The following is a 25868-nucleotide window of genomic DNA, read 5'->3' as shown; positions in this document are numbered from 1 at the left end:
GTTCCAGCATGGCCTAGCAGACGAACGCCGAACCACCCATTGCAATCTTGCATCCTATGCTGTGCATTCCTGCAATGTTCGACTGGGACGACGTTCGCATCTTCATCGCCGCCGCACGGGCCGGTTCGCTGGCCACCGCAGCACAGCGGCTGGGCATAGACGCGGCCACGGTCGGGCGACGCGTGGCGCGGCTGGAGACGGCGATGAAGTCGACTCTGGTGGTGCGCTCGGCCTCCGGCCTGCTGCTGACGGCGGCGGGGGCGCAACTGCTGGAGACGGCGCTGGACGCCGAAAGCGCCATGGAGGCCGCCGAGCGGGTGACGCGGCCCGACCTGATCGCCGGCACCGTGCGGATCAGCGCCTCGGAGGGCTTTGGCGGCGCCGTCCTGGCCCCCGCCCTGCCCGCGCTGCTGGCGGCGCATCCGGGGCTGAACATCGAACTGGCGGCGAGTTCCGGCTTCCTGTCGCCCAGCCGCCGCGAGGTGGACATGGCCATCACCCTCAGCCCTGCCGCCAGCCCGCGCCTGATCGTCGAGCCGCTGACGCCCTATCAACTGGCCCTCTACGCCGCGCCCGAGCATTTGGCCCGACATGGCGCGCCCGAGCGCGTGGACGACCTGCCCGGTTTCGACATCGTCGGCTATGTCGACGACCTGATCTATGCGCCGGAACTGCATTACCTGGACGAGATCCGTCCGAACCTGAGGCCGCGCCTGGCGTCTTCGTCGATCCGGGCGCAGCGGGACATGATCGCGGCGGGCGGCGGGATCGGGGTCCTGCCCTGCTTCCTGGCCGAGGGGCTGACGCGGGTGCTGCCCGATCAGGTCCTGATCGAGCGCCGCTTCTGGCTCAGCACCCACCGCGAGGTCCACGGCACGGCGCGGCTGAAGGCGGCGCGGCGCTGGATCAAGGCCCTGTGCCGCGACGCCGCCGACCGACTGGCGCCCTACGCCGCCTGATCAATCGCTATTGCTGTGGAGACGCATTTTCGATGCCCGCGCTCAATATTGACAAGCTTGACCTTACTAGCGGAAAAGTGACGCAATTTTACATTCTAAACAGCTGAGTTTGGCCACATCTTGTAAACAGGCGGCTATGGTCACGGTGACGCCGGAGCCTAGTGTAAATGAAGATCGCCCTTCTCGATGACGACCCCGTCCAGCTGGAAACCATGTCCACGACCGCCCAGGGTTTGGGGTATCGGGCCGTGCTTTTCTCACGCGGACAGGCCCTGATTTCGGCGCTTCGCAAGGACACCTTCGACCTCCTGATCGTGGACTGGAACCTGCCCGACCGCTCTGGCCTGGAGGTTCTGGCCTGGGCCCGCACCAACCTGCGCCCGCCGCCGCCCATGTTGCTGGTCACCAGCCGCGCCGAGGACGAGGACATCGTGGCGGGCCTTAACGCCGGCGCCGACGACTACCTGCCCAAGCCCCTGTCGCCGCCCGTTCTGGCGGCCCGGATCAACGCCCTGATGCGCCGCGCCTATGCCCAGCCTTCGGCGCCGGGAGCCGAGATCCATGGGGACACGGTCTTCCACGAATCCGCCGGGGCCGTGACGCGCAACGGCCAGACCGTGGTCCTGACCGCCAAGGAATTCGGCCTGGCGCAACTGCTGTTCCGCAACCTGCATCGCGCCCTGTCGCGGACCTATATTCTGGAAACCGTCTGGGGCAACGAGCCCAATCTGAACAGCCGTTCGCTGGACATGCATATCTCGCGCATCCGCACCAAGCTGAACCTTCGCCCCGAGCAGGGCTTTCGCCTGACACCCATTTACAGCTACGGATACCGTCTGGAGCGCGTGGGTGCGGCGGACGAGGCGACGACGGCGCCCACGGACAAGATTTCGAGCGCGGAAGAGACCACGGAATGATGCAAAAGCGGGCGATAGCCGCCGGACTTGCGGCGGTGTTTTTGTCGATATCGCCTGCCTTTGCTCAGTCACGAGACCCCGCCCCGTCCGCCGAGACGCTCGACTATCAGGTCCAGCCCGGCGACACCCTGATTGATCTGGCGACGGCCTATCTCAACCGGCCGACCGACTATCGTCAGGTCCAGCGCCGGAACCGGGTGGCGGATCCGCGCCAACTGGCCATCGGGCGCACCCTGGCCTTCCCCGTCGAACTGCTGCGCGCCGACCCGGATCAGGCGCGGGTCGCGGGCTTTCGCGGCGACGTGACTCTGAGGCAGGGGGCTTCGACCGCCGCGCCCATCCAGGGGCAGACCGTGTCCGAGGGCGCAGTTCTGACCACCGGCGCCAACGCCTTCATGCGCCTGGCCCTGTCGGACGGCAGTCATGTGGTGGTGCCGTCAAACAGCCGCGTTCGCCTGACCCGCCTGCGCCGCTACGCCATCAACGGCGCCGTCGATCACGCCATGACGGTCGAGGCCGGTCGTGCCGAATCCCGCGTCACGCCGCGTCGGCGACCCGGCGGCTTCGTCGTCCGCACCCCCGTCTCGGTTTCGGCCGTCCGTGGCACCGACTTCCGCGTCGCCTTCAACGACGGCGCCGATCGTTCCACCACCGAGGTTCTCGAAGGCAGGGTCGAGGTCGAATCCGGAGACGGCCTGACCGAAGCGACGGCTGTCGCCGCCGAGGGCGTGACCGCCACCGCCACGAGCGCGCGCCCCGTTCCGCTCTTGCCGGCGCCAAGCCTTCTCCGCCCCGACGAGGTCCAGTCGGGCCCCCACCCGCTTTTCGCCATCGAGGCCCTTTCGGGCGCTGACCGTTATCGGGGACGCCTGGCCACCGACGCGGGCATGATCGACGCCTTCGCCGAGACAGACTCCGCATCGGGCGAAACGCGACTGACGTATGACGGCCTGGCGGACGGCGCCTATTTCCTGCGGCTCAGCGCCCTTTCGCCGGAAGGGGTCGAGGGCCGCAGCACCACCTACAGCTTCATCCGCGCCCGCAACGGCGTCGGCGGCCTGGCGTCCAGCAATTCGATGCAGGATGGGCGACGCTTCTATCGCTTCCGCTGGGAGGCGGAGGGCGAGGGCGAGGCCAACTTCCGCTTCCAACTGTCCAGAGAAGACGCCCAGGGGGCGCGCGAGGGCGCTCCCCTGATCGATCAGCCCGGTCTGACCGATCAGGCCTTCACCCTCAGCGACCTGCCGCCCGGGGTTTACACCTGGAGGGTCCAGGGCTCGCGTCATCGGTTCGGCCGTCTGCTGCAGGTCTGGTCCGAGCCGCAACAACTGCGCATCGGGCGCTGATTCATGGCTGGCGGTCGCCTGGCAGCCAGGCTGACGGGCCGCCGCGCCCTGATCGAGTGGGGGCTGGTGGCGACGCTGACGACGCTGGTCGTCTGCTGGCTGGCGCTCAGCCCCGCCGCCGACCGGGCCGACAATCTGGCCTATGACGCCCTGATCCGTCTCCAGAGCGGTCCTGCCGACGAAGCGATCGTTATTGTCGCCATCGACGAGCGCAGCCTGCAGACCCTCGGCCGCTGGCCCTGGCCTCGCGCCACACACGCCGCCCTGATCGACCGCCTGACCCAGGCAGGTCCTCGCGCCGTCGCCTATGACGTCCTGTTCACCGAGCCCGAAGCCGATGATCCGGCTCTGGCTGGGGCGCTGGCGCGGGCTAAGGAGGTCTACCTGCCCCTGCTGGTCGACGCTCCGGGCAAGGACGGTGCGCCCTGGCGGGTCAGCGAACCTGGCCCTTCCTTGGCTCAAGCCGCTGCCGGACTGGGCCACGTCAATCTGACTGTGGACGGCGACGGCGTCATCCGCCGCCTGCCCCTCTATATGCAGGGCGGCCATCGGGTCTGGCCGCAACTGATCCTGCCCCTGGCCCAGACCCGCGCGGCGGTCCCACCATCCGACCCTGACGCCGCCACGCCCGACGCCCTGATCGCCGCGCAACCCGAGGCCATCGCCTATCGCGGCGCGCCGGGGCGCTTCCGCACCCTGTCCTTCGCCGACGTGCTGAACGGCGAGGTTCCGTCCGCCTTTCTGAAGGACAAGCTTGTGCTGGTCGGCGCGACGGCGCCCGGCCTGGGCGACCGCTACGCCACCCCCGCCGCGCCGCACGGCGAACTCAGCCCCGGCGTCGAGATCCAGGCCGCCCTGCTGCAGACCCTGCTGGAAGGCGGCGGCCCTCGCCCCCTGCCCCCGCCCTGGGTGCTGGTTCTGTCTCTGCTGCCGCTTGCCCTGCTGGTCGGCGGCTTCCTGTTCCTGAGGCCAGTCGTCAACATGGTCCTGGGCGCAGGACTGATCGTCCTGACATTGGCGGCAAGCCTGGCGGTCTTCCTGACAGCCAATCTGTGGTTCCCCCCCGCCGCCGCCATCGCGGGACTGGCCCTGGCCTATCCCCTCTGGAGTTGGCGGCGTTTGGCCGCCGCCTCGGCCTATATGCAAAGCGAGGTCGAGACGTTCCAGCGCGACGCTCCCTCCCTGCCTGGTGCGGTCCCGGCGTCCTTCCGTCCTCAGGGCGACGTGGTGGCCAAGCAGGTAGACGCCCTGCGCGCCGCGCTGAAACAGCTCCGCGATCTGGACCGCTTCATTTCCGACGCCCTGCGCAGCCTGCCCGACGCCACCGTGGTCGCCGATCCTGAAGGCCGCGTCCTCTTGTCCAACGACCGCGCTCGCGATCTGTTCGGTCCCTCTCTGAACGATCAGGCCAGTCTGGCGAGCCTGTTCCAATCCCTGGGGGAGCCGTCCTGGCGTCGGTTTCTGACCACCGAGGAAAACGATCCCGGCGACATCCAGGCGCCGGGCGGCCGCGTGCTGAAGGCCGCCGCCGCCGCCCTGACCGACGCTGCGGGTCAGCCGATCGGCCACATCGTTCGTTTCGCCGACATGACCCTGTTCCGTGCCGCCGAGCGCCAGCGCGAACAGGCGCTGCAACTGCTCAGCCACGACATGCGCGCCCCCCAGGTGTCGATCCTGACCCTGCTGGACGGCCGCCAGAGCCGAACCGATCCCGCTTTTGAGCGTCGCATTGGCGACTACGCCCGCCAGACGCTGGATCTGGCCGAGGGCTATGTTCAGTTGGCGCGCGCCGAGTCCCAACCCTATCGCGCCGTCGTCCTGGACCTTGGGCAGGTGCTGGTGGACGCCGCCGACACCCTGTGGCCCCAGGCCTCGGCCAAGGGCGTCACCATCCAGACGCCGAGGGACGAAGAAGAATATCTGGTCGAAGGCGACCCCGCCCTGCTGCGTCGCCTGCTGACCAACCTGCTGGACAATGCGCTGAAATACGGTCCGGCTGGCGGCGTCATAGTCTGTACGCTGGTCATCGAGGCATCCGAAGACGAAGACGTCTGCATCCTGCGCATCCGCGATCAGGGACCGGGTATCTCAGCCGAGGCGGCGCGGCGGCTGTTCCAGCCCTTCGGCCACGGCGACGCCGATCACCGAGGGGCCGGCCTGGGCCTGGCCTTCGTCCGCACCGTCGCTGAACGACACGGCGGCCATGTTCGCTATGAGGCCGGCGAGGTCGGCGCGACCTTCGTCGTGACCCTGCCCCACTGGGTCGAAACCGACTAGGGCTTCAGCTCAGACACGGCGGCGGCGGCCAGAACAGGCAGCGCCCCGTCGGTCTGCCTCGGCCCTACCGTTGTCGCCGCGCTCGCCTGATAGTCGCCGGGCGCGGCCTCCGGTCCATGCAGGGTCAGGGTGAGGCTGTGGGTCAGTCGCCTGCGTCCCCACCATTGCGGCACGACCGGCGCATCCAGCCAATCGCCTTCGCGGGCCGAGGCGTCGGAATAGGCGCCCGTCGTCTGCGGCCTAACCGCATAGGCCGCCTCGATCCGCCACGCCGGACCGTCGCGCGTTTCACGCCACCCCTTGGCCGCCAGCTGATCCCGCACCGCCGCCAGGACCGCCTGGTCCGTCGCCGACGCCGGTTCCGGCTCGATCAGACGATAGGTCGTCGCCGCAGCGGGAAGGGCCGTAGGCGGCGTGGTCACCACGTCCGGCCCAGAGGCGCACGCCGCCAGGGAAACGGCGACGATGGACGAGATCAGAAGGGTACGGGCCATGTCTCAGCCTACAGCCCCGCCTCCGATCGAGCCATAGACGAAAGCGCCGCCTGACTCATGCGGCGCCCTTGGCCCGCGCCGCCAGTTCCACGGCCCGGCGATCCAGTTCTTCGGCTCGCTCGATCAGATGGGGGCTCAGCGCGATCAGTTCGGCCTCCGTGGTCGTATGTCCCTGTTCGCGGTTGCGGGCGATCACTTCCGCGCGGTAGGCGGGGTCGCGCAGACGGACAGCCTCCCGGCGCATCTCATCGGCGCCCCTATGCATCTCCTCGGCGCCCTTGCCCATCTGCACACGGGCGTCGGCGAGGCTCCGTGCGGCCTGCTGGCGCGCCCGTTCGCCTTGCTGACGGGCGACGGCGGCCTGGGCGCGAGCATGCACGGCTTGCTGACGGGCCTGCTCGCCCTGCTGACGCGCGATGACCGCTTGAGCGCGCGCCTCCTCGCCTTGCTGCCGCGCAAGCATGGCTTGCCGGCGAGCGACGACGGCCTGGGCGCGGACTTGCGCTGCGTCTGAGGCGTGACGGACAACCTGCTCGCGAGCGACCGCAGCCTGGCGGCGCGCTTCGGCCGCCTGGGTGCGCGCTTCACGTGCGGCCTCGCGGGCGGCGTCGGCCTGGGCGCGCTGCTCGGGCGTGGCGGTCTCGTAATAGTAGTAGCTGACACCCCGGGGCGAAGACGGCGGCGCGGGCGGGGCCGGAGGCGCCGGGGGTGCCGGCGGGACCCTGAAGGTCGGCGGGGGGGGCGGAGCCGGAGGCGCCGGAGGTGCGGGCGGCGGCGCGGGCGGAGCCGGCGCATAGGCGGACGCCTGCTCCCGCAGTTCCAGCGCCGCCAGCGGCGTGGCGACGACGGCCAGGGCGGCGACGGTCAGGGCGACCGCCAGCGGGCGGCGGCGAGCAGAAGTGTTCGTCATGATGCAGGCGATCCTTTTCTCAAGCGTGTGGGGCTCGGCGGCCATGGCGGTCGCCGGACAGGAGGCGGGATGGGCGGCCAGGCGGACCAGGACGCGGGCGTAATCCCGGCGGTCCACGGTGCGCACGGCTTCGGCGTCGGCGGCTTCTTCAGAGGCTTCGGTCAGGACGACGGACAGCCGCCAGACGAGAGGGTTGAACCAGAAAAGCGCCAGGGCCAGCCGCGACAGGATCAGAAAGACCCAGTCCTTGCGCCGCAGGTGGGCCAGTTCGTGCGCCAGGACGGCGGAGGCGGTTTTGGGCTCGGCCAGGCTGGCGGTGTCGAGGACGATAACGCCGGGCGCCACGCCCCAGCTCAACGGGCTGGACACCCGCTCGCTGCTGACCAGACGCGGACGGGCGGCAGGGGCCAGCGGTTCCAGCGGCGAGCGCCAGGCGGGGCATTTGACCGGACGCCCCTGCTCGGTCCAGCGGCTCAGAGCGCTGAGGCCCAGCAACAGCCGCCCGACGACCGCCGCCACGCCCAGCATCCACAATCCGACCGCCACGGTCGCCAGCGACGGCCACGGCAGGCTGGCGGAGACCGCCACACCCGCGACAGGGCCGACCTCGCCCGACCACAGCGGGGTTATCGGCGTACTGACGGCTTGGATGGACGAGGGCTCGACGAACGAGGCGGGCAGCAGTCCCAGCTCAACAGCGGGCAGCACAGCCGCCAGCACCGGCAGGGCCAGCAAGAGGCAAACGGTGGCGCGCAGGATGTCCACACGATCGGCGGCGCGGCGGGCGACGAAGCGCGCAACGATCAGGCCCGCCGCCGCGATCAGGCTGGACTTGACCAGGAGGGACAGCAACAGGGTCAGGCTCATGGCTTGCGCTCCACCGCTTCGTCGATGGCGCGTTCCAGGGCGGCGGCCTCGTCGGCGGTCAGGCGCTGCCCCATGCCCAGCAAGGCGGTGGCGGCGCTGGCGGCGGAACCGGCGAAGAAGGTGTCAATCATCCGCTGCAGGGCGCCGGCGGCGACGGTCTCGGTGCGGGGCACAGGGCGATAGACGAAGCCGTCGGCGCCCGCTTCCCGCTGAACCAAGCCCTTGGCATCCAGCCGGGCCAGCAGAGTGCGGATCGCGGAGTCGCTGAGCGTATCGGTCAGGGCGTTGCGCACCCCCGCGGCGGTGCCCGTTTCCAGCCGGCACAGGGTCTCGAAGACCTCGCGTTCGCGTCGGGGCAAGGACTCGATCATGGGGAATCTCCGCATCGGCTGACGCTACATTTGTAGCGCTACATGCGTAGCGGATCGAGTCTAAAATAAGGCAGCCGGATTAACTCGGCGTAGGGGTCCCTCCCCTCCCGTCCAGCGACGAGAGGAGAGGGTTCAGACCTCAGCCGACCGGCTTGACGTTGTCGTCCGAGTTGCGGTCGATCCAGCGGTTGTAGGGGTCGATCCCTGCAAAGGCCGGCTTCTGGTCCGTGACAAAGCGGAAGACCTGGGTTCCGCTGCGCAGGGGACGGCGCTCCATCAGGATGACCGACTTGCCGTCGAACGCCCCCTTGCCCGGCTCGGCAGAGAACAGGCCGACGTCGAAGGTTTCGTTCAGCGGGGCCTCGGTCTCCTCGCCCTTGCCGTCGGCGTAGAGCTTGCGGGCCTCGACCGTCAGGGCGACGTCCCACTTGCCGTCGGCGCGCTTGGTCGCCGTGACCGACTTCGACTTCACGTCATACAGGGTGATCTTCTCGAACAGGTCGGTGATCAGCGCCTGCTTGTCGGCCGGCGCCTCGGCGCGGATCGCGTTGATGAGATCCAGCGAGCGCGGATAGGGCGCGGACTTGAAGGCGTACTGCGCCAGCACCCGACGCAGGGCGCGGTTCACCGCCTCCTCGCCGATCTGATCGCGCAGCAGGTACATGACCAGACCGCCCTTCTGATAGTGGATGTACTGCTGGTTCTCGATGCGCATCAACGGCATCTCTTCCAGCCGCTCCATGCCGCGCGAGCGCAGGTAGCGATCCAGCTCGTATTTGAGGAAGCGACGGATCTTGTCGGGCCCGTACAGCTTCTCCATCACCATCAGCGCCGAGTATTGCGCCAGGGATTCCGACAGCAGGGTCGAGCCCTGCTGGTCCGAGCCGACCACCTGGTGCGCCCACCACTGGTGGCCGACCTCGTGGGCGGTGACGTAGGTGACGTAGTCGATCTTCTCCTCGTCGGTCAGGTCGGCGATGAAGCCGAGGCCTTCCGAGTAGGGCATGGTGTTGGCGAAGGCCTGGGCGAAGCTGGCGTAGGCCGGGAACTCGATGATCCGGGCCTGACGGAACTGGTACGGGCTGAAGGCCTTGCCGTAGTAGTCCAGCGCCGACTTCATGCCGGTCAGCATGCGCTCGACGTTCCGCTCATGGCCCTTGTGGTAATAGACGGCCAGTTCGATCGGGCCGTGCTGCTCCCTGGCCACCTGATAGTCGGCGGACTGGACCGAGAAGAAGTTCAGCACCGGAGCCTCGGTGACGAAGCGGGCCGTGCGACGGCCGTTCTTCGTCACGTCCGACACCTTGTAGCCCGGCGCGATCGGCGTCTGATCGGCGACCGTGGTCACGGTGATGTCGGCGTTGACCCAGTCGGCGCCGATATAGTTGTGGGCCCGCGCGCTTTCGTCCTCCAGCTTGGCCATGCGCAGTTCGGGCGGCAGGCCGTGCTTGCGGCGCTTGGCCCGGTCAGACAGCAGGCCGTCGCGGCCCATGCCGATGGTCAGGCCGAACTCGCCATTGTTGACGAAGGTGCCGTTGTCGACGATCCGCGTGGTGTCGCCGCTGTTCTTGAAGCCGCGCTGCTCCAGCACCGTCTCAAAGGCGATGGTGCGCTTCTCGCCCGGCTGCATCGGCGTGGCGAAACGATAGATGCGGTACTCGAACTGCGGCCATTCCTTCGCGACCGTCGCACCCTGAACGTCGAGCCTGGCGATCTTCAGGTCCTGGTTCCAGCGCAGGTGGACTTCGCCCAGAGGCGCGCCCGTGCGGTTCTCGATGACGTAAGTCCCCTTGGTCGTCAGACGCGGCTGGTGCGGATAGAGGTCCAGGTCCAGCTTGACGTCGGTGATCGCGGGCTGAGGCGTCTTCTCGTACTTGAGCAGGGTCTTCTCATAGTCCGCCATCAGCTGTTCGCGCTGATCGCGGCTGCGGTACTCGTTCCAGACATTGGTGTTGATGAAGCTGAAGACGCCCAGGGCCACGAAGGCGGTCAGAGCGACGCCGCCGATCACGCCCGCCGGCCCCATCAGACGCCGCGGCAGACGCTTCAGACGCGGCATGAAGCGCGTCTCCGCCCCTCGGCGCCACAGGCCATAGGCGATGACCAGCAGGACGACGGCGAAGGCCGACCAATAGGCCTGCATCCAGGCGGCGTAGCCCGCGAACTTGCCCAGACCATTCATGTCCGACAGCGGCATGCCTGTCCCTCCGCCATAGCGGTAGAGGATGTGGTCGAAGCCCAGGTTGGACAGGACGATGGTCGAGATCAGATAGACCACCATGACGGCCCAGCCGACGAACTTGTTCGGCGACAGCGATTGCACGAAGATGGCCAGCACCGCCATCAGGGCGAAGCTGATCGACTGGGGCACGACGTACCAGAACAGATACTTGCCGATCTCGAAGTTGGTGTAGCCCTTGATCGTCTGCACGATCATTCCGGCCAGCGAGGCGGCCAGCAGGGTCGAGACCAGGACCAGGATCAGGGCCAGGGTCTTGGGCAGCAGGAAGGTCCAGTCCGGCGTCGCGGTGGAATCGATGATCTCATGCGTGCGCCGCTCACGATCACGCCAGACCAGTTCGCCCGAATAGTAGATCGAGATGATCATGACGATCAGGCCGAAGGAGCTGCCCAGGGTCTCGATCACCACGCGCGTGACCGGCAGGACGGGCGCTCCGTACATCTCGCCCGCGAACAGCAGGACGGCGATGCCGAAGGCGAAGCCCAGGGCCAGCATCACGAAGTAGGCCGGGCTCTTGAACACCGCCTTCATCTCGAAAAGGGTGCGCGAGATCAGCTGGGTCCAGCCGGCCTTGAAGCCATAGGACGGTGCGGCCAGCGGCGCGACAGGCGCGCTGGCGTCCGGCGAGGCCTCGGCCATCGCCTTCAGCTTCTCCTGCTTGCGCAGCTTCGATCCGCGCGGCGACGGGCGATACAGGGGATAGGCGGCGGCCAGGAAGGCCAGGCTGACGCCCAGCCACAGCAGCTTGTTGCCCAGCAGCAGGCCGGTCAGCGGGGCATTGATCGTGTTGCGCTCAGCCGCCGTCCAATACTTGGTCGCCAAGCCATAGGCGCCGGCGCCGAAGGGCTCCAGCCAGGCCACCAGGGTCTCCAGCTCCGGCTTGGAGCCGAAGACCGAGGTCGTGGTCATGTAGAAGATGAAGACGCCGACGACGCCGACATAGGTCGCCATCATCGAGCGGGTCACGGTCGCCAGGGTGAAGAAGACCGCAGAGCTGAACAGCAGCCCCGGCAGACCCATGACGACGAAGCCATAGAGGTAGTCCAGCGGACGGAAGGGACCGACCGTCTCCTTGTCCACCCATGGCATCAAGGTGCCGATCAGGATGCCCAGCGCGACGCTCAGGAAGGCCAGGGCCACCACGGCGAAGGCGCCGAGAAAGCGACCGTACAGATAGTCGAACTTCGACAACCGGCTGGACTGGATCATCGGACCGAAGCCCGTCGTGGCGTCACGCACCACGACATTGGCGACGATGGCTGTCGTCGCCAGCATGAAGAACAGGTTGAAGATCAGATGGGCCTGCGCAATGGCGAACGGCGCGTTCTTGAACACGTTTCCGCCCGACCCGACGCTGACGTTGGGACTGGCGACCGAACCGAAGCTCAGCAGGAAGAAGAGGATGGAAATGACCCAGAAGGCGGGCTGGCGAAGCTGATAGCGGAACTCGAAGGCCGCGACTTTCCCGAACATGATCCGGGCCTCAGGCGGCTTGAGCGGCGGCAGGGCGACGCGAGGCGGCCAGCGTCGAGAAGTAGACGTCCTCCAGACCGCCCGAGGCCGGCTCGAAGCCCTCGCCCGGCTTGCTGTCCGCCAGGACGTGGATCACGGTCTGGCCGGCGAACAGGCGCGTCGAAATGACCTCGAAACGGGCGCGGTGTTCCGGCAGGGCCTCCTTGGCGATGGCCTTCTTCCAGACGCGGCCGGCCATCTGCTTCATCAGTTCCAGCGGCGCGCCTTCCAGTTGGATCTTGCCGCCCGCCAGCACCGCCATGCGCGGGCACAGGTCGGCCACGTCCTCGACGATGTGGGTCGACAGGATGACCACCACGTTCTCGCCGATCTCGGCCAGAAGGTTGAGGAAGCGGTTGCGCTCCTCCGGGTCCAGACCGGCGGTCGGTTCGTCGACGATGATCAGGCGCGGATTGCCGATCAGGGCCTGGGCGATGCCGAAACGCTGGCGCATGCCGCCCGAGAAGCCGGCCAGGGCCTTCTTGCGGACGCTCCACAGGTTGACCTGGTTCAGCAGGGCCTCGACCGTCTGCTTGCGTTCCTTGCCGTCGGCGATCCCTTTCAGCACCGCCATGTGATCCAGCATGTCGTAGGCCGAGACGCGCGGATAGACGCCGAAATCCTGGGGCAGATAGCCCAGGGTGCGGCGCAGCAGCTCAGGCTGGCGGATCACATCGATGTCGCCGAAGCGGATCTCACCCGAGGTCGGGCTCTGAAGGGTGGCGATGGTGCGCATCAACGTCGACTTGCCCGCCCCGTTCGGGCCCAGCAGGCCGAACATGCCCGTCGGAATGGTCAGGCTGACGTCGTCCAGCGCCCGTGTTCCGTTGCCGTAGACATGAACCAGATTGTTGATCGACAGCATGACGCGCCCCCGCGGATGTAAAAGACACTTCACACTGACGGCTTCATCGCCCCCTCGACAAGTTACAGATTGGACAGGTTTGGCGCCGGGCGCCGCGGTTAGAGGGCCACTAGAGCCCGGAAGCTATTGCCTGCTACAGTCAATGACACCGGTTTCTTGGGAGGGTGACCATGGGAATGACGCGACGCGCCGCGGTTCTGGCGGGCCTGGCCGCCACGGCGACGGCGACCGCCGGGCAGGCCGCGCCGCGCGCCCCCCGCGCCGTCACGACGGCCGGACCGGTCGTCGGTCGGCGTCAGGGCGGGATCAACGTCTTCAAGGGCGTACGCTACGGCGCGCCGACGCAGCGTTTCCAGCCGCCCCAGCCGCCGACGCCGTGGCGCGACCCGGCGCCCGCCTTCGACTATGGCGCGGCCAGCCCTCAGCGCGGCGATGAGCCGAACCAGAGCGAGGACTGCCTGTTCCTGAACGTCTGGACGCCGGGGATCGACGCGAGCCGTCGGCCGGTCATGGTCTATATCCACGGCGGCGCCTATTCGAGCGGATCGGGATCCGACCCGCTTTATGACGGGTCGCGGCTGGCGGCGCGCGGCGACGTGGTGGTGGTCACGCTGAACCACCGGCTGAACGCCCTGGGCTACGCCTATCTGGCGCGGCTGGCGCCGGGGTTCGAGGACTCGGGCAATGTCGGCCAGATGGACCTGATCCTGGCCCTGCGCTGGGTGCGCGACAACATCGCGGCCTTCGGAGGCGACCCGAACCGCGTCATGGTTTTCGGCCAGTCGGGCGGCGGGGCCAAGATCGCAACCCTGATGGCGACGCCTGCCGCCAGGGGCCTGTTCCACCGCGCCGCGACCATGAGCGGCCAGCAGGTCACGGCGTCCGGCCCCATCAACGCCACGACCCGCGCGACCGCCTGGCTGAAGGCCTTGGGCCTGACGCCGGATCGCGCCCATCAGGCCGCGACCCTGCCCGTCGAACGTCTGCTGGAGGCGCAGGGCGTCGAGGACCCCATCCTCGGCTACGGCGGGCTCTACTTCGGGCCGGTGCTGGATTTCCGCAGCCTGCCGCGCCACCCCTTCTATCCCGACGCCGCTCCGCAGGGCCTCACCATCCCCATGATCATCGGCAACACGCGCGAGGAAACCCTCGGCTTCATGGGCAATGACCCGAAGAACGTCGGCCTGACGTGGGACACCCTGCCTGCGCGGATGTCGCCCGGCGTCATGCGCATCGACATCACGCCCGAAGCCGTGATCGAGGCCTATCGCCGGATGCATCCCGACTGGTCGCCGGATCAGGTCCTGATCGCCGCCACCACGGCGGGGCGGTCATGGCGCGGCGCGGTGATCGAGGCCGAGGAACGGGCCGAGGGCGGCGCCCCGGCCTGGGTCTATCAACTGGACTTTCCCGGAGCGACGGCCTCAGGTCGCAAGGGCGCCTTCCATACGGCCGACATTCCCCTGGTGTTCGACAATGTGAACGCGCCGGGGTCGCGCACGAAAGGGCCGGGCGCTCAGGCCGTGTCGGATCAGATGAGCGACGCCTTCATCGCCCTGGCGCGCACCGGCGATCCCAACCACGCAGGCCTGCCGCGCTGGGACCGCTATGAGTTGCCGACGCGCCAGACCCTGCTGTTCGATGTGGAGCCCCGCATGGCGAGCGACCCGCGCGGCGACGAACGGGCCTTCTTCTCGGCCATCCCCTATGTGCAGCCTGGAACCTAGAGGGCCCCGATCTAGAGAGCAAAGTCCAGACGGGCGGCCCAGGCTCGCGCCAGCTCGGGCCAGACCTGCGCCGGCCTGCCCTGGATCAGACGGATGCCGAAGCCGTGGCCGCCTTCCTGGAACAGGTGGGCCTCAGCCTTGACCGACGCCGCTTTCAGCGTGGTCAGCAGCATCAGACTGTTCTCGACCGGCACCGAGGCGTCGTCCATGGCGTGCAGCAGGAAGACGGGCGCCGCGCCAATCCAGTTCATCTGCTCGAGAGAATAGGCGGCGATGCGCGCCGCGCTCGGCGCCCCACCCAGCAGATGCGTGCGCGATCCAGCGTGGACGTGCGGGTCGCTCATGGTCGCCACCGGATACATCAGCACCGTCAGATCCGGGCGCAGCGACACCGCGTCCGCCGCATCCACGGGGGCATAGGCCGCATCGGTGCGCGCGCTGGCCAGCCCCGCCAGATGCCCGCCCGCCGAGGCGCCCAGCACCGCGATGCGGTCCGGCCGTACGCCGAACTCCGCCGCCCGACTGCGGATCAGGCGGATGGCGCGCTGGGCGTCCTGCAAGGGCGCGTCCGCCCCCGCCGCCCAGCCGTCGGCCGGCAGGCGATAGCGCAGGACGAAACAGGTCGTCCCGCTGGCGGCGAAGACGCGGGCGACGTCGAAGCCCTCCTTGTCCAGCACCGACCAGCGATAGCCGCCGCCGGGGATCAGCAGCATGGCCGAGCCGTTGGGCTTGTCGGGCCGCATCACCGTCATGATCGGATCGGTGGTGTATTGGGCGTAGCGGTCGCGATAGGCCGGATCGGTCGAGCGCTCGGGCACGATGGGGACGACCGTCACCCCCTCCCCGCCCGGCGCGCCCTGCGGCCACAGGCGGATCACTTCGGTCGGATCGGGCGGCGCGACGGCTTGCGCCTTCGCAACAGCGGGCAAGGCCGCGGCCAGAGCCGGGACCGCCGCGCCCATCGTCAGCAAACCCCGTCGATGCAGTTTCACGTCCGCCTCCTCCAGAATTGAAGAAGGGCGCTCGCCCCCTCAGACGAGCGCCCCTCTCGGCGTCAGATCCTTAGACCTTGGCCGGTTCGTATCGCGGCGAGATGATGTGAACCACCAGCAGCGCCACCAGATAGGCCGAGGCCGCCACCACGAAGATCGGGGTGTAGGTGCCGATCTTGTCGAGGACGAAGCCAGCGTACTTGGCCATGATCATGCCGCCGATGCCGCCCAACATGCCGCCGATGCCGACGACCGAGCCCACCGCCGAACGCGGGAAGACATCGCCCGGGAAGGCGTAGAGGTTGGCCGAGAAGCCCTGGTGCGCCGCGGTCGCCAGGCCGATGATCAGGACCGCGATCCACAGGTTCGAGGCGAAGGCGGCGAAGGCGACCGGCACGGCGCACAGGGCGCAGATCAGCATGGTCAGTTTGCGCGCCTTGTTCAGGTTCATGCCCATCTTCATGAAGCGCCCCGACATCCAGCCGCCGCCCACCGAACCGACATCCGACAGCAGATAGATGGCCACGATCGGCGGGCCGAAGGTCTTCAGGTCCAGGCCGTAGCTCTTGCCCAGGAAGTCAGGCAGCCAGAACAGGAACATCCACCAGATCGGGTCGATCAGGAACTTGCCCGCGGCGTAGGCCCAGGTTTCCTTGACCGTCAGCAGCTTCTTCCAGCCGATCTTCTCGACGGTGTCGGCCGGGTCCTGCTCGATCCATTCCAGCTCGGCCGTGGACAGCTTCTTCACTTCACGCGGACGGCGATAGACCAGCAGCCAGATCGGCAGCCAGATCAGGCCCATCAGACCGGTGACGACGAAGGCCATCTGCCAGCCGAAGCTGAGCACCAGAACCGGAACCAGCAGGGGGGTGACGATGGCGCCGATATTGGTGCCGGCGTTGAACAGGCCGGTGGCGAAGGCGCGTTCCTTCTTGGGGAACCACTCGGCCACGGCCTTGATCCCGCCGGGGAAACCGCCTGCCTCGCCGACGCCCAGGATCATGCGGGCCATGATGAAGTGCGACAGGTCGCGGGCCGCGCCGTGCATCATGTGGCCGATCTGCCAGATGAAGAAGGCGACCCCCAGGCCCCAGCGTGCGCCAACCCGGTCCATGATCCGTCCGAAGATCAGATAGAAGACGGCGTAGGAGGCCTGGAACCAGAAGACGATGTCCGCATAGTCCGTCTCGGACCAGCCGAACTCAGCCGACAGCGTCGGCTTGAGGAAGCCGATCATCTGGCGATCGACGTAGTTGATGACCATGGCCGCGAACAGCAGCCACATCACGATCCAGCGGTACTTGCCCGCCGGCGGCGCCATCACGCGGATCGGCCCCTCCCCGGCGGGTGCGGCTTTCGAAGCGTCACTCATGGTACGAGACCCATTCCCTTTGATTTCCTCGGCGCGCCCCGTCTTCTTGACCACCCTGAACGGCGGACAGGGTCACGCAGTGATTAGATACTAGTCTGACGTCGGACGCGGCGCGGCCTTCACGACCGTGCAGCGGACTTCTCCCACGCCTTCGAACACGCACGTCGATTCACTGCCGGCGTAGATGCGATGCACCCCCGTGACGGCGCCGGTCGAGACCAGCGTCCCCGCGGTCAGCGGACGCCCCCAGCGCGCGCAATGCTCCAGCAGGAAGCGCACCGATTCCAGAGCGCCGCCGGCCAGCGAGGGCGAGCCGCCCGTGCCGACGCTGACGCCGTCGATGATCGTCTCGACCTGGATCGCATCCATGCGGTCGCGCCAGTCGGTCAGCTCCGGGCCGATCACCAGACCGCCGTTGTTGCCGAAATCCGAGGCGACGACCGCCGAGCCCAGGTCGTTGATGGCCGACAGCGGGCTGCCCGCCAGTTCCACGCCGATGAAGACGGCGTCGATCTGATCGGCGGCTTCCTCGATGGTCCAGTCGGTCTTGGCCGGGTCCGTGTCGGCGCCGATGCGGGCGATGAACTCGGCCTCGACGGCGGCGAAACCGCCCTCGATGGCGGGCAGAGGCGTCGGCGCCTCGCCCGTGGTCCAGACATTGCCGGCGAAGATGGCGCCGGCCAGACGGTGGATGCCCAGGGCCGGTTGCTGCGCCGGGGGCACGCCGCCGACCTTCCAGCCCACGACGCGGTCCGGATAGAGGGCGATGGCGGCGTCCTGAATGGCGTAGGAACGGGCCATCTGTTCAGGGACATCGCCCGGATAGCCTGGCACGGCGCGCGCAGCGAGACGCGCGTTGACGAAGGTCTCGGCGACGGCCTGATCGGCGTCCGGCGTCTGCACGGGAGCTGCCGTCATGCCTGGCGCTCCGAAAGAATGATCTGGTCGGTCAAGTGACGCCCCATTGGAAAACGCTGGATAATGGTCGGGTTAGGAAACCGGTGTCAATCCGCCTTGAAAACAGCCCATGGCGCCCGAGGCCGAGCGAGGCTATGCCTAGCGTCAAACAAGAACACCAAGGGGAACGCTGTTGTCGGAAGACGATTCGCGCACGGCAAAACCGGGCAAGCGCGCCACCATCAACGACGTCGCCCGCGTGGCCGAGGTCTCCAAGAAGACGGTGTCGCGCGTCATCAACCAGTCGCCCTTCGTGCGCGAGGACACACGTGAGCGCGTCCAGGCGGCCATCGACGAACTGGGCTTCATTCCCGACCCGCAGGCGCGCGGCCTGGCCTTCCGCCGGTCCTTCCTGGTCGGCATGATCTACGACCAGCCCAGCCCGACCTATGTTGTCAACATGCAGCAGGGCATCCTGGACGCCCTGAAGGGGTCGGGTTTCGAGCTGGTGGTCCATCCGTGCAGTCGCAACTCTCCCACCCTGCTCAAGGACATCCGCGGCTTCATCGAACGCCAGCGCCTGTTCGGCGTCATCATGCCGCCCTCGGTGTCCGAGGATGATTCGGTCATCGAACTCCTGCAGGAGCTGGACTGCCCCTATGTGCGCATCGCCTCGCTGACGCTGGACGAGCCGCAGAACATGGTGGTCACCAACGACTGGATCGGCGCCGCGGAAGCCGCCCGCCATCTGGCCGACCTGGGCCACCGCCGCATCGCCCTGGTGCGGGGCCTGGCCTCCTTCCGCTCGTCGGTGGTGCGCGGTCAGGGTTTCATCGACGCCCTGGCCGAGCGAGGCATCACCCTGTCGCCCGAATACGACCTGCAGGGCGCCTATACCTACGAATCGGGCGTGGAGGCGGGCCATGCCCTGCTGTCCCTGGCCGAGCCGCCGACCGCCATCTTCACCTTGAACGACGACATGGCCCTGGGCGTCATGCAGGCGGCGCGCGAGCGAGGCATGGAACTGCCGCGCGACCTGTCGGTCGTGGGATTCGACGACCTGCCGATGGCGGCGCGGGTCTGGCCCAACCTGACCTCGGTGCGTCTGCCGATCCGCGACATGGGGCGGATGGCGGCTGAGAAGCTCCTGGCTCCCACGCGCGGGGTTGATCCGGCCAAGCTGGTTCAGCCTGAGGTACGCCCTGCCCTGGTCGTGCGCCACTCCGCCGCGCCCCTTGCCTAAGCCCCCCTTCAACGACAAAGGCGGCCGGCGCCTGCGCGCCGACCGCCTGTTTCTATGCCGTTTCGAGCGCCGATCAGGCGCTGATGACGCCCTTCAGGTACTCGCGGATGCCTTCGTCGGTGGCGTTGGCGAAGAAGTATTCCTGGAACTTTTCGCCGGCCACGGCGGCCTTGAGCAGGTCCTGGTCCATGGACTTCAGGACGGTCAGCATATCGTTGCAGGTGACGGCCTTCAGATCCTTCAGGATGCTGCGGTTCTTGGCCATGAACACGGCGCGCTCCTTAGGATAGCCCAGACCGCGCTCGCCCTCGAACAGCTTGCGATAGACGTCCTGCAGATTCAGCTCGGCCGCCCAGCCGAAGCCCTTGGCGTAGGGCATGGAGATGGCGTTGCCGTCGTTGATCTGGCCGAACAGGAAGGCGTCGGTCGGGTCGATGACCAGGCCGCAGAAGACGCCCGGCATGGAGTTGGCGGCCAGCATGGAGCCCATGCCCGTGCCGCAGCCCGTGACGACGAAGTCGGCGGCGCCCGAGTTCAGCAGGATGCCCGCCAGAAGCCCGTTCATGACGTAGGTCAGCGAGGCCTTATCCTCGGGCGTGTACATGCCGTAGTGGAAAACCTGATGGCCCAGGGGCTCGGCGACTGCGGTCAGGGCGGCGTGCACCGTCTCGCTCTTCGCGGCCTGGCTGTTTTCAATGATGAGAGCGATTTTCATGGGGGCGATCCTCAAGACGGTGGCGAAGCGATGCCGATCTGATGCCGGCGATTATGGTCTAACCGATTGCATCATAATATGACACCGGTTACCTAGTCCACTGAAGGACGGACGCAAGATCCGTCCCGGCGGCTCGCGCAGCGAGACCCCAGGGAGCCCTGCATGTACTACGACCCCATGTACGACAAGGTCTATCAGGCCACCCATCCCGACATGATGGACGGCGCCTCGAACCAGCAGTTGCGGGATCGCTACCTGATCCAAGGCCTGTTCGCGCCGGGCAAGGTCAGCCTGAACTATTCGCACCACGAGCGGATGATCATGGGCGGCGCGACTCCGACGACGAGCCCCCTGACCCTGCCGACCCATTCCGTGCCGGCTTCGCTGGCCGGCGCGCCCTTCCTGCAAGGCCGGGAACTGGGCATCGTCAATATCGGCGGCGCCGGAACGGTCACCGTCGACGGCGAGGTTCTGGAACTGGGCTTCCGCGACGGCGCCTATGTGCCGATGGGCTCGAACGAGGTCAGTTTCGCTTCCACGAACGCCGCCGAACCGGCAAAATTCTATCTGGTCGCCACCCCGGCCCATACGCGCCACGACCTGACCAAGATCTCGATCGCCGACGCGGTGCCGCTGGAGATGGGCGCGCTGGAGACGTCCAACGAGCGGACCATCTACCAGTACATCGTGCCGGCCAAGGTGAAGTCCTGCCAGCTGCTGCTGGGGGTGACTGTGCTCAAGCCCGGCTCGGTGTGGAACACCATGCCGCCGCACATTCACGACCGCCGCTCCGAGGCCTACCTCTACTTCGGCCTGGGCGAGGACGACCGCGTCTTCCACTTCATGGGAGAGCCGGACAAATCCCGAAACATCGTCGTCGCCGACGGCGAGGCCGTGATCTGCCCGCCTTGGTCGATTCACATGGGCGCAGGCACGTCGAACTATACCTTCATCTGGGGCATGGGCGGCGAGAACCTAGACTACACAGACATGGACAAGCTCGACATCTGTCAGCTGAAGTAAGGACACATGGGCATGGCCAATCCTTTTGATCTGACCGGCAAGGTCGCGCTGGTCACCGGCGGCAATACGGGCATCGGTCAGGGCATCGCCCTGGCGCTGGCCGCAGCGGGCGCCGATATCGCTTCGGTCGCTCGCCGCGCCTCTGACGACACGGTCGGCAAGGTGCTGGCCAAGGGCCGCAAGGGTGTCTCCATCCAGGCCGATCTGACCTCGATCGAACCGGTCGAACGCGTTCTGGACGAGGCGACCGCCGCCCTCGGCCCCGTCGACATCCTGGTGAACAACGCCGGCATCATCCGCCGCGCCGACGCCGTGGACTTCTCGGAGCAGGACTGGGACGACGTGATGAACGTCAACCTGAAGGTCCTGTTCTTCCTCAGCCAGGCGACCGCCAAGCGGATGATCGCCGACCAACGCGGCGGCAAGATCATCAACACCGCCTCCATGCTGTCCTATCAGGGCGGCATCCGCGTGCCGTCCTACACCGCGTCGAAGTCTGGCGTGGCGGGCCTGACCAAGCTGATGGCCAACGAATGGGCCAAGCACGGCATCAACGCCAACGCCATCGCCCCCGGCTACTTCGCCACGGACAACACCCAGGCCCTGCAAGAGGACCCGGTGCGCTCCAAGGAAATCCTGGGCCGCATCCCGGCCGGCCGCTGGGGCGACCCGTCGGACATCGGCGGCGCCGCCGTCTTCCTGGCCAGCCGCGCCAGCGACTATGTGCAGGGCATCACCCTGCCGGTCGACGGCGGCTGGCTGGCGCGCTGATCCCGCGCTAGCGTCCAGACCATGACCCAGACGAAATCGGGCGGCCGCATCCTTTGCTTTGGCGAGATGCTGCTGCGGTTCAGTCCGAACCAGAACGAACTGTTGCTGCAATCCCCTGCCCTGACCGCGCGTCCGGGCGGGGCCGAAGCCAATGTCGCTGTCGCCCTGGCCCGCTTCGGCGCGCCGGCGGCGATGGCCACCGTCCTGCCCGACAACGCCCTGGGTCAAGCCGCCCGCGACGAAGTCCGGCGCTACGGCGTGGACACCGCGCCCATCGTCTTTTCGCCGGGCCGAATGGGTCTCTATTTCCTGACGCCGGGCGCCGTTCGCCGCCCGTCCGAAGTCCTCTACGACCGCGCCGGGTCAGCCTTTGTCGAGCGCGTCGCCGACGCCTTCGACTGGGACGCCCTGCTGGACGGCTATGAGTGGCTGCACGTCTCAGGCGTCACCCCCGCCACCGGCCCCAACGGGTCGCGTGCGGCGGTCGAACTGGTCGAGGCTGCCGTCCGCAGGGGCGTCCGCGTCAGCTACGACGGCAATTTCCGCGGCAAACTGTGGGAACAATGGGCCGGCGACCCGCCCGTCACCTTGGGCAAGATGCTGGCCGGGGCCGAGATCGCCTTCGCCGACGATCGCGACTTCGCCCTGGTGCTGAAGACGAAGTTCGAGGACGCCGATCCCCATGCGCGTCGCCGTCTGGCCGCCGCTGCGGCGTTTGACGCCTATCCCCGCCTGCAACGCATCGCCTGCACCCTCCGTGTGCAGGAAAGCGTGGCCGATCAGGCCCTGTCGTCGGTCATGCTGACGCGCGGCGCCGGCGGCGAAGTCATCGAGACCGCGACCGAGGCCATCCACATGACCGGCGTCGTGGACCGGGTCGGCGGCGGCGACGCCTTCGCCTCAGGCGTGCTGTTCGGCCTGTGGAGCGGCTGGTCCGACCAGGAAGCCCTGGACTTCGGTCTGGCGGCGGCGGGTCTGAAACACTCGGTACCCGGCGACTTCAACCTGTTCACCGCCGCCGAGGTGCGCGCGGCCATGGGCGACGGCGGCTTCGACATTCGTCGCTGACGGTTTCGTGAAAACCGGCGCGTTTTCAGCGGCGCTCCGGCACTAGGAAACCGGTGTCAATCGTGTTTAGCTTCGCTGAACTCAAGCAGCCGTCAGAGCTGTGAGGCGACGCATCCCGAGGAAGACACCATGACGCTCATGAACCGCCGCGCCCTGCTGGCCGCCGGCGCCGCCGCGACCTTTACGGCCGCCTCCGCTCCCGCCCTGGCCAAGACGGTCATGCAGGCCGCGCCCGACCGCGCCGCCGTCCTGGCCGCGATGAAGCGGGCGACCCGCTTCATGACCGACGAGGCCGCCGTCGAGGGCGGCTATGTCTGGAACGTCCTGCCCGACTTCTCGCGCCGCTGGGGCGAGCTGGAAGCCTCCCCGACCATGATCTGGGTCCAGCCCCCCGGCACGGCCACCGTCGGCCACCTCTATCTGGACGCCTATCACGCCACCGGCGACGAGCAGTTCTATGAGGCCGCCAAATCCGCGACCGACGCCCTGGTGCGCGGCCAGCACCCGGCGGGCGGCTGGAACTACGTCATCGACACGGCGGGCGAGGAATCGCTGAAGCGCTGGTACGCCACCTACGGCAAGAACGCCTGGCGGATGGAGGAATTCCACCGCTACTACGGCAACGCCACCTTCGACGACGCGGGCACCGCCGAGGCGTCGCAACTGCTGCTGCGGGTCTATCTGGAGAAGCGCGAGCGCAAGTATCGCGCCCCGCTGGACAAGGCGATCCAGTTCGTCCTCGACGCCCAGTACGCCAACGGCGGCTGGCCCCAGCGCTATCCCTTCGTCCAGGGCGGCGGCGTTCACGGCCACGAGGACTACACCCCCTACATCACCTTCAACGACGACGTGGCGGGCGAGAACCTGGAGTTCCTGCTCTACGCCTATCATGGCCTGGCAGTGAACGGGCGTGGCGACGCGCGCGTTCTGGACGCCATCCATCGCGGCATGGATATCTTCGTGAAGACCCAGCAGCCGCAGCCGCAGCCGGCCTGGGGCCTGCAGCACTTCCCCGACACCCTGAAGCCCGCGGGCGCGCGGACCATCGAACCGCAAGCCTTCGCCACCCACGCCACGGGGACCAACATCAAGTCGATGCTGGGCTTCTACCGCCTGACCGGCGATCGCAAATACATCGCCCGCCTGCCCGAGGCCCTGGACTGGCTGGATCAGGTGAAGACGCCCCAGAACCTGATCGCGCCGGGCCGCACCCACCCGACCTTCATCCTCGAAGGCTCGAACACCCCGGTCTATATCCACCGGCGCGGGTCCAACATCACCAACGGCCAGTATTACGCCGACACCAACCCCAACAACCTGATCGTCCACTACGGCTCGTTCCGTAACGTCGACACCGCCGCCCTGCGCCGCGAGTACGAGGAACTGGCCGCGAAATCGCCCGAGGAAGCCAGCCGCAACTCGCCGCTGAAAGCGCGCCCCGGCACGCTGCATCTGCCGAAATACTTCACGCTTCAGGACGTGGATGTCTGGGACATGTCGTCCGACGCCCGCCGCCTGGCCAAGCCCGCGCCGGGCCGCGCCGCCGAACTGGTCGCCGGGCTGAACGCGCGCGGCTACTGGCCCTCGCCGCTGACCACGACCTCGAACCCCTATATCGGCGAGGCCCCGGCGGCGGTCACGGGCGGCGAGTATCAGACCACCCGCGTCGGCGACCTGTGGGACACCTCGCCCTACAACACCGACTATCCGGTCGAGTGCGTCTCGACCCAGGTGTTCATTCGCAACATGGGCGAACTGATCGAGACCCTGGCGGGCTGATCAGCGGTAGCGTCGGCGCCTAGAGATAGGCGCCGACCTGCCAGGGTACGAACTCGTTGTCGCCGATGCCCAGGGCCTCGGACTTGGACGGCTCACCCGAGGCCACCGCCAGCATCCGCTCGAAGATGGTGCGACCGACCTCCTCCATCGCCACGCCGGTCAGAACCGGCGAGGCGTCGATGTCCATGTCCTCGTCCATCCAGCTGGCCAGCTTGGCGTTGGAGGCCACCTTGATCGACGGCGCGGGTTTGGCGCCGAAGACCGAGCCACGGCCCGTGGTGAAGACGATCAGATTGGCGCCCGAGGCGATCTGCCCCGTCGCCGAGCAGGGGTCGTAGCCCGGGCTGTCCATGAAGCTGAGGCCCTGGGTCGTCAGCGGCTCGGCATAGCCGATCACGTCGTTCAGCGGCGTCGAACCCGACTTGGCCACCGCCCCCAGCGACTTCTCCAGAATAGTGGTCAGGCCGCCCTTCAGATTGCCGGGCGACGGATTGTTGTTCAGCTCCATGCCGTGCTTGTCGGCATAGGCCCTCCACCATTCCAGACGCGCGTTCAGCCGATCCGCCACCTCCTGCGAGGCCGCGCGACGCAGCAGAAGGTGCTCCGCCCCCCAGATTTCGGGCGTTTCCGACAGCATGGCCGAGCCGCCGTGCGCGACCAGCAGGTCGACCGCCGCCCCCAGGGCCGGGTTGGCCGTGACGCCGGACCAGCCGTCCGAGCCGCCGCATTGCAGGCCGACCGTCAGGTGCGAGGCCGACACCGGCTGGCGCTCGACCTTGGCGGCCTCGGCCACCAGTTCGCGCACGACCTCGATCCCGGCCTCGATGGCGCGGGCCGTGCCGCCGGCCTCCTGAATGGTCAGGGCGCGCAGCGTCGGTGCTGCCTCCAGACCCTCATTGGCCAGCCAGGCCGGAATCTGATTGGCCTCGCAGCCTAGGCCCACAATCAGGATCGAATGGAAGTTCGGATGCCGGGCGTAACCCGCCAGCGTCCTCTGCAACAGGGTGGTGTCGCTGGACAGCGAAGAGCCGCCGCAACCGCCCTGATGGGTGAAGGCCACCACCCCGTCGACGCCCTTGGGCAGGCTGGCGTCGGGGAAGGCGTCGGCGATCCGCCGCGCCACCGTGGCCGAGCAGTTCACGCTGGTCAGGACGCCTATGTAGTTGCGCGTCCCCACACGACCGTCCGCGCGAACGATCCCGTTGAAAGTCGCGCCAGACCGCGGTGTCGGCGCGTGGACGTCCGCCCCCACCTCGGCCTCGCGCCCGTCCTCGGCCATGGCCAGATTGTGGACGTGGACATGATCTCCGGCGGCGATGGCCGCCCTGGCTCGCCCGATGACCTGACCGTAGCGGCGAACCAGACCGCCCGCCTCCACGGCATGGCGAGCGATCTTGTGCCCGGTGGCGATGTCGGCGCGCGCCGGTGCGGCCAGACCTTCGGGCACCTCGCCGACGGCGATGTCGTCAAGGGCGATGGCGACGTCATCGGCGGGGTTCAGGATCAGGACGCAGCTCATGA

At 67.9% G+C, this 25868-nt stretch carries 20 protein-coding genes; 10 read left to right on the top strand and 10 right to left on the bottom strand.

Annotated elements, in window-relative coordinates; all coding sequences use genetic code 11:
* The first annotated feature begins 74 nt into the window (after positions 1–74).
* From RTY13_RS14000 to RTY13_RS13985, 4 genes are all read left to right on the top strand, one after another.
* Positions 75–959 (top strand): LysR family transcriptional regulator, encoded by an 885-nt coding sequence (locus tag RTY13_RS14000; protein ID WP_312784280.1) that lies wholly within the window; start codon positions 75–77, stop codon positions 957–959.
* Between the two features lie 167 nt (positions 960–1126).
* Positions 1127–1876 (top strand): response regulator transcription factor, encoded by a 750-nt coding sequence (locus tag RTY13_RS13995; RefSeq protein ID WP_312784279.1) that lies wholly within the window; start codon positions 1127–1129, stop codon positions 1874–1876.
* A gap of 35 nt (positions 1877–1911) precedes the next feature.
* Positions 1912–3222, top strand: coding sequence for a FecR domain-containing protein (locus RTY13_RS13990; protein ID WP_312784487.1), 1311 nt, complete (start codon positions 1912–1914; stop codon positions 3220–3222).
* Positions 3223–3225: 3 nt separating this feature from the next.
* Entirely contained in the window at positions 3226–5499 is a 2274-nt protein-coding gene (locus RTY13_RS13985) for a CHASE2 domain-containing protein (RefSeq protein ID WP_312784278.1), read from the top strand.
* On the opposite strand, the gene RTY13_RS13980 is transcribed toward RTY13_RS13985, so the two are convergent.
* From RTY13_RS13980 to RTY13_RS13960, 5 genes are all read right to left on the bottom strand, one after another.
* Positions 5496–5993, bottom strand: a complete 498-nt coding sequence (locus tag RTY13_RS13980) for a DUF4136 domain-containing protein (RefSeq protein WP_312784277.1) — start codon at positions 5991–5993, stop codon at positions 5496–5498. The genes RTY13_RS13985 and RTY13_RS13980 overlap by 4 nt on opposite strands.
* 55 nt (positions 5994–6048) lie before the next feature.
* Positions 6049–7770: a M56 family metallopeptidase gene (locus tag RTY13_RS13975; protein ID WP_312784275.1), complete on the bottom strand. Its 1722-nt coding sequence runs from the start codon at positions 7768–7770 to the stop codon at positions 6049–6051.
* Complete coding sequence (locus RTY13_RS13970; RefSeq protein WP_312784273.1) at positions 7767–8141, bottom strand: BlaI/MecI/CopY family transcriptional regulator; 375 nt, start codon at positions 8139–8141, stop codon at positions 7767–7769. The genes RTY13_RS13975 and RTY13_RS13970 overlap by 4 nt, the downstream gene beginning before the upstream one ends.
* Before the next feature lie 139 nt (positions 8142–8280).
* Positions 8281–11856, bottom strand: coding sequence for a M1 family aminopeptidase (locus RTY13_RS13965; RefSeq protein ID WP_312784272.1), 3576 nt, complete (start codon positions 11854–11856; stop codon positions 8281–8283).
* 10 nt (positions 11857–11866) lie between these two features.
* Positions 11867–12760 (bottom strand): ABC transporter ATP-binding protein, encoded by an 894-nt coding sequence (locus RTY13_RS13960; RefSeq protein ID WP_312784270.1) that lies wholly within the window; start codon positions 12758–12760, stop codon positions 11867–11869.
* Between the two features lie 170 nt (positions 12761–12930).
* Between RTY13_RS13960 and RTY13_RS13955 the strand changes: the two genes are divergently transcribed.
* Positions 12931–14487 (top strand): carboxylesterase/lipase family protein, encoded by a 1557-nt coding sequence (locus RTY13_RS13955; RefSeq protein ID WP_409450314.1) that lies wholly within the window; start codon positions 12931–12933, stop codon positions 14485–14487.
* Positions 14488–14498: 11 nt separating this feature from the next.
* On the opposite strand, the gene RTY13_RS13950 is transcribed toward RTY13_RS13955, so the two are convergent.
* The 3 genes from RTY13_RS13950 to RTY13_RS13940 form a co-directional block, all read right to left on the bottom strand.
* Positions 14499–15479: an alpha/beta hydrolase gene (locus tag RTY13_RS13950; RefSeq protein ID WP_312784268.1), complete on the bottom strand. Its 981-nt coding sequence runs from the start codon at positions 15477–15479 to the stop codon at positions 14499–14501.
* Between the two features lie 70 nt (positions 15480–15549).
* Complete coding sequence (locus tag RTY13_RS13945) at positions 15550–16800, bottom strand: MFS transporter (RefSeq protein WP_312784483.1); 1251 nt, start codon at positions 16798–16800, stop codon at positions 15550–15552.
* A gap of 141 nt (positions 16801–16941) precedes the next feature.
* Positions 16942–17769, bottom strand: a complete 828-nt coding sequence (locus RTY13_RS13940; RefSeq protein WP_312784267.1) for a 2-keto-4-pentenoate hydratase — start codon at positions 17767–17769, stop codon at positions 16942–16944.
* 172 nt (positions 17770–17941) lie between these two features.
* Between RTY13_RS13940 and RTY13_RS13935 the strand changes: the two genes are divergently transcribed.
* On the top strand, positions 17942–18991 hold the full coding sequence (locus tag RTY13_RS13935; RefSeq protein ID WP_312784266.1) for a LacI family DNA-binding transcriptional regulator: 1050 nt from the start codon (positions 17942–17944) through the stop codon (positions 18989–18991).
* Positions 18992–19064: 73 nt separating this feature from the next.
* Here the strand turns inward: RTY13_RS13935 and RTY13_RS13930 are convergent, their stop codons facing one another.
* Positions 19065–19706 carry an RpiB/LacA/LacB family sugar-phosphate isomerase gene (locus RTY13_RS13930; protein ID WP_312784265.1) on the bottom strand — a complete coding sequence of 214 codons (642 nt, stop codon included), beginning with the start codon at positions 19704–19706 and terminating at the stop codon, positions 19065–19067.
* Between the two features lie 177 nt (positions 19707–19883).
* On the opposite strand from RTY13_RS13930, the gene kduI reads away from it, so the two are divergent.
* The 4 genes from kduI to RTY13_RS13910 all read left to right on the top strand — a co-directional run bounded on the left by kduI (position 19884) and on the right by RTY13_RS13910 (position 24347).
* Positions 19884–20729, top strand: coding sequence for a 5-dehydro-4-deoxy-D-glucuronate isomerase (kduI, locus tag RTY13_RS13925; RefSeq protein WP_312784481.1), 846 nt, complete (start codon positions 19884–19886; stop codon positions 20727–20729).
* A 12-nt stretch (positions 20730–20741) separates the two neighbouring features.
* A complete protein-coding gene (gene kduD / locus RTY13_RS13920; protein ID WP_312784263.1) occupies positions 20742–21500 on the top strand; it encodes a 2-dehydro-3-deoxy-D-gluconate 5-dehydrogenase KduD in 759 nt (252 codons plus the stop codon).
* 21 nt (positions 21501–21521) lie between these two features.
* Entirely contained in the window at positions 21522–22568 is a 1047-nt protein-coding gene (locus RTY13_RS13915) for a sugar kinase (RefSeq protein WP_312784261.1), read from the top strand.
* A gap of 129 nt (positions 22569–22697) precedes the next feature.
* On the top strand, positions 22698–24347 hold the full coding sequence (locus RTY13_RS13910) for a pectate lyase (protein ID WP_312784259.1): 1650 nt from the start codon (positions 22698–22700) through the stop codon (positions 24345–24347).
* A 19-nt stretch (positions 24348–24366) separates the two neighbouring features.
* Here RTY13_RS13910 and RTY13_RS13905 read toward each other — a convergent pair whose 3' ends face one another.
* Positions 24367–25866, bottom strand: coding sequence for an altronate dehydratase family protein (locus RTY13_RS13905; RefSeq protein ID WP_312784257.1), 1500 nt, complete (start codon positions 25864–25866; stop codon positions 24367–24369).
* Between the last annotated feature and the right edge of the window lie 2 nt (positions 25867–25868).

The organism is Brevundimonas sp. (genome assembly GCF_032055285.1).
In the GTDB taxonomy this organism is placed as follows: domain Bacteria; phylum Pseudomonadota; class Alphaproteobacteria; order Caulobacterales; family Caulobacteraceae; genus Brevundimonas.
The sequence above is the reverse complement of the archived record's forward strand: the minus strand, read 5'-3'. Positions and strand labels throughout refer to the sequence as shown.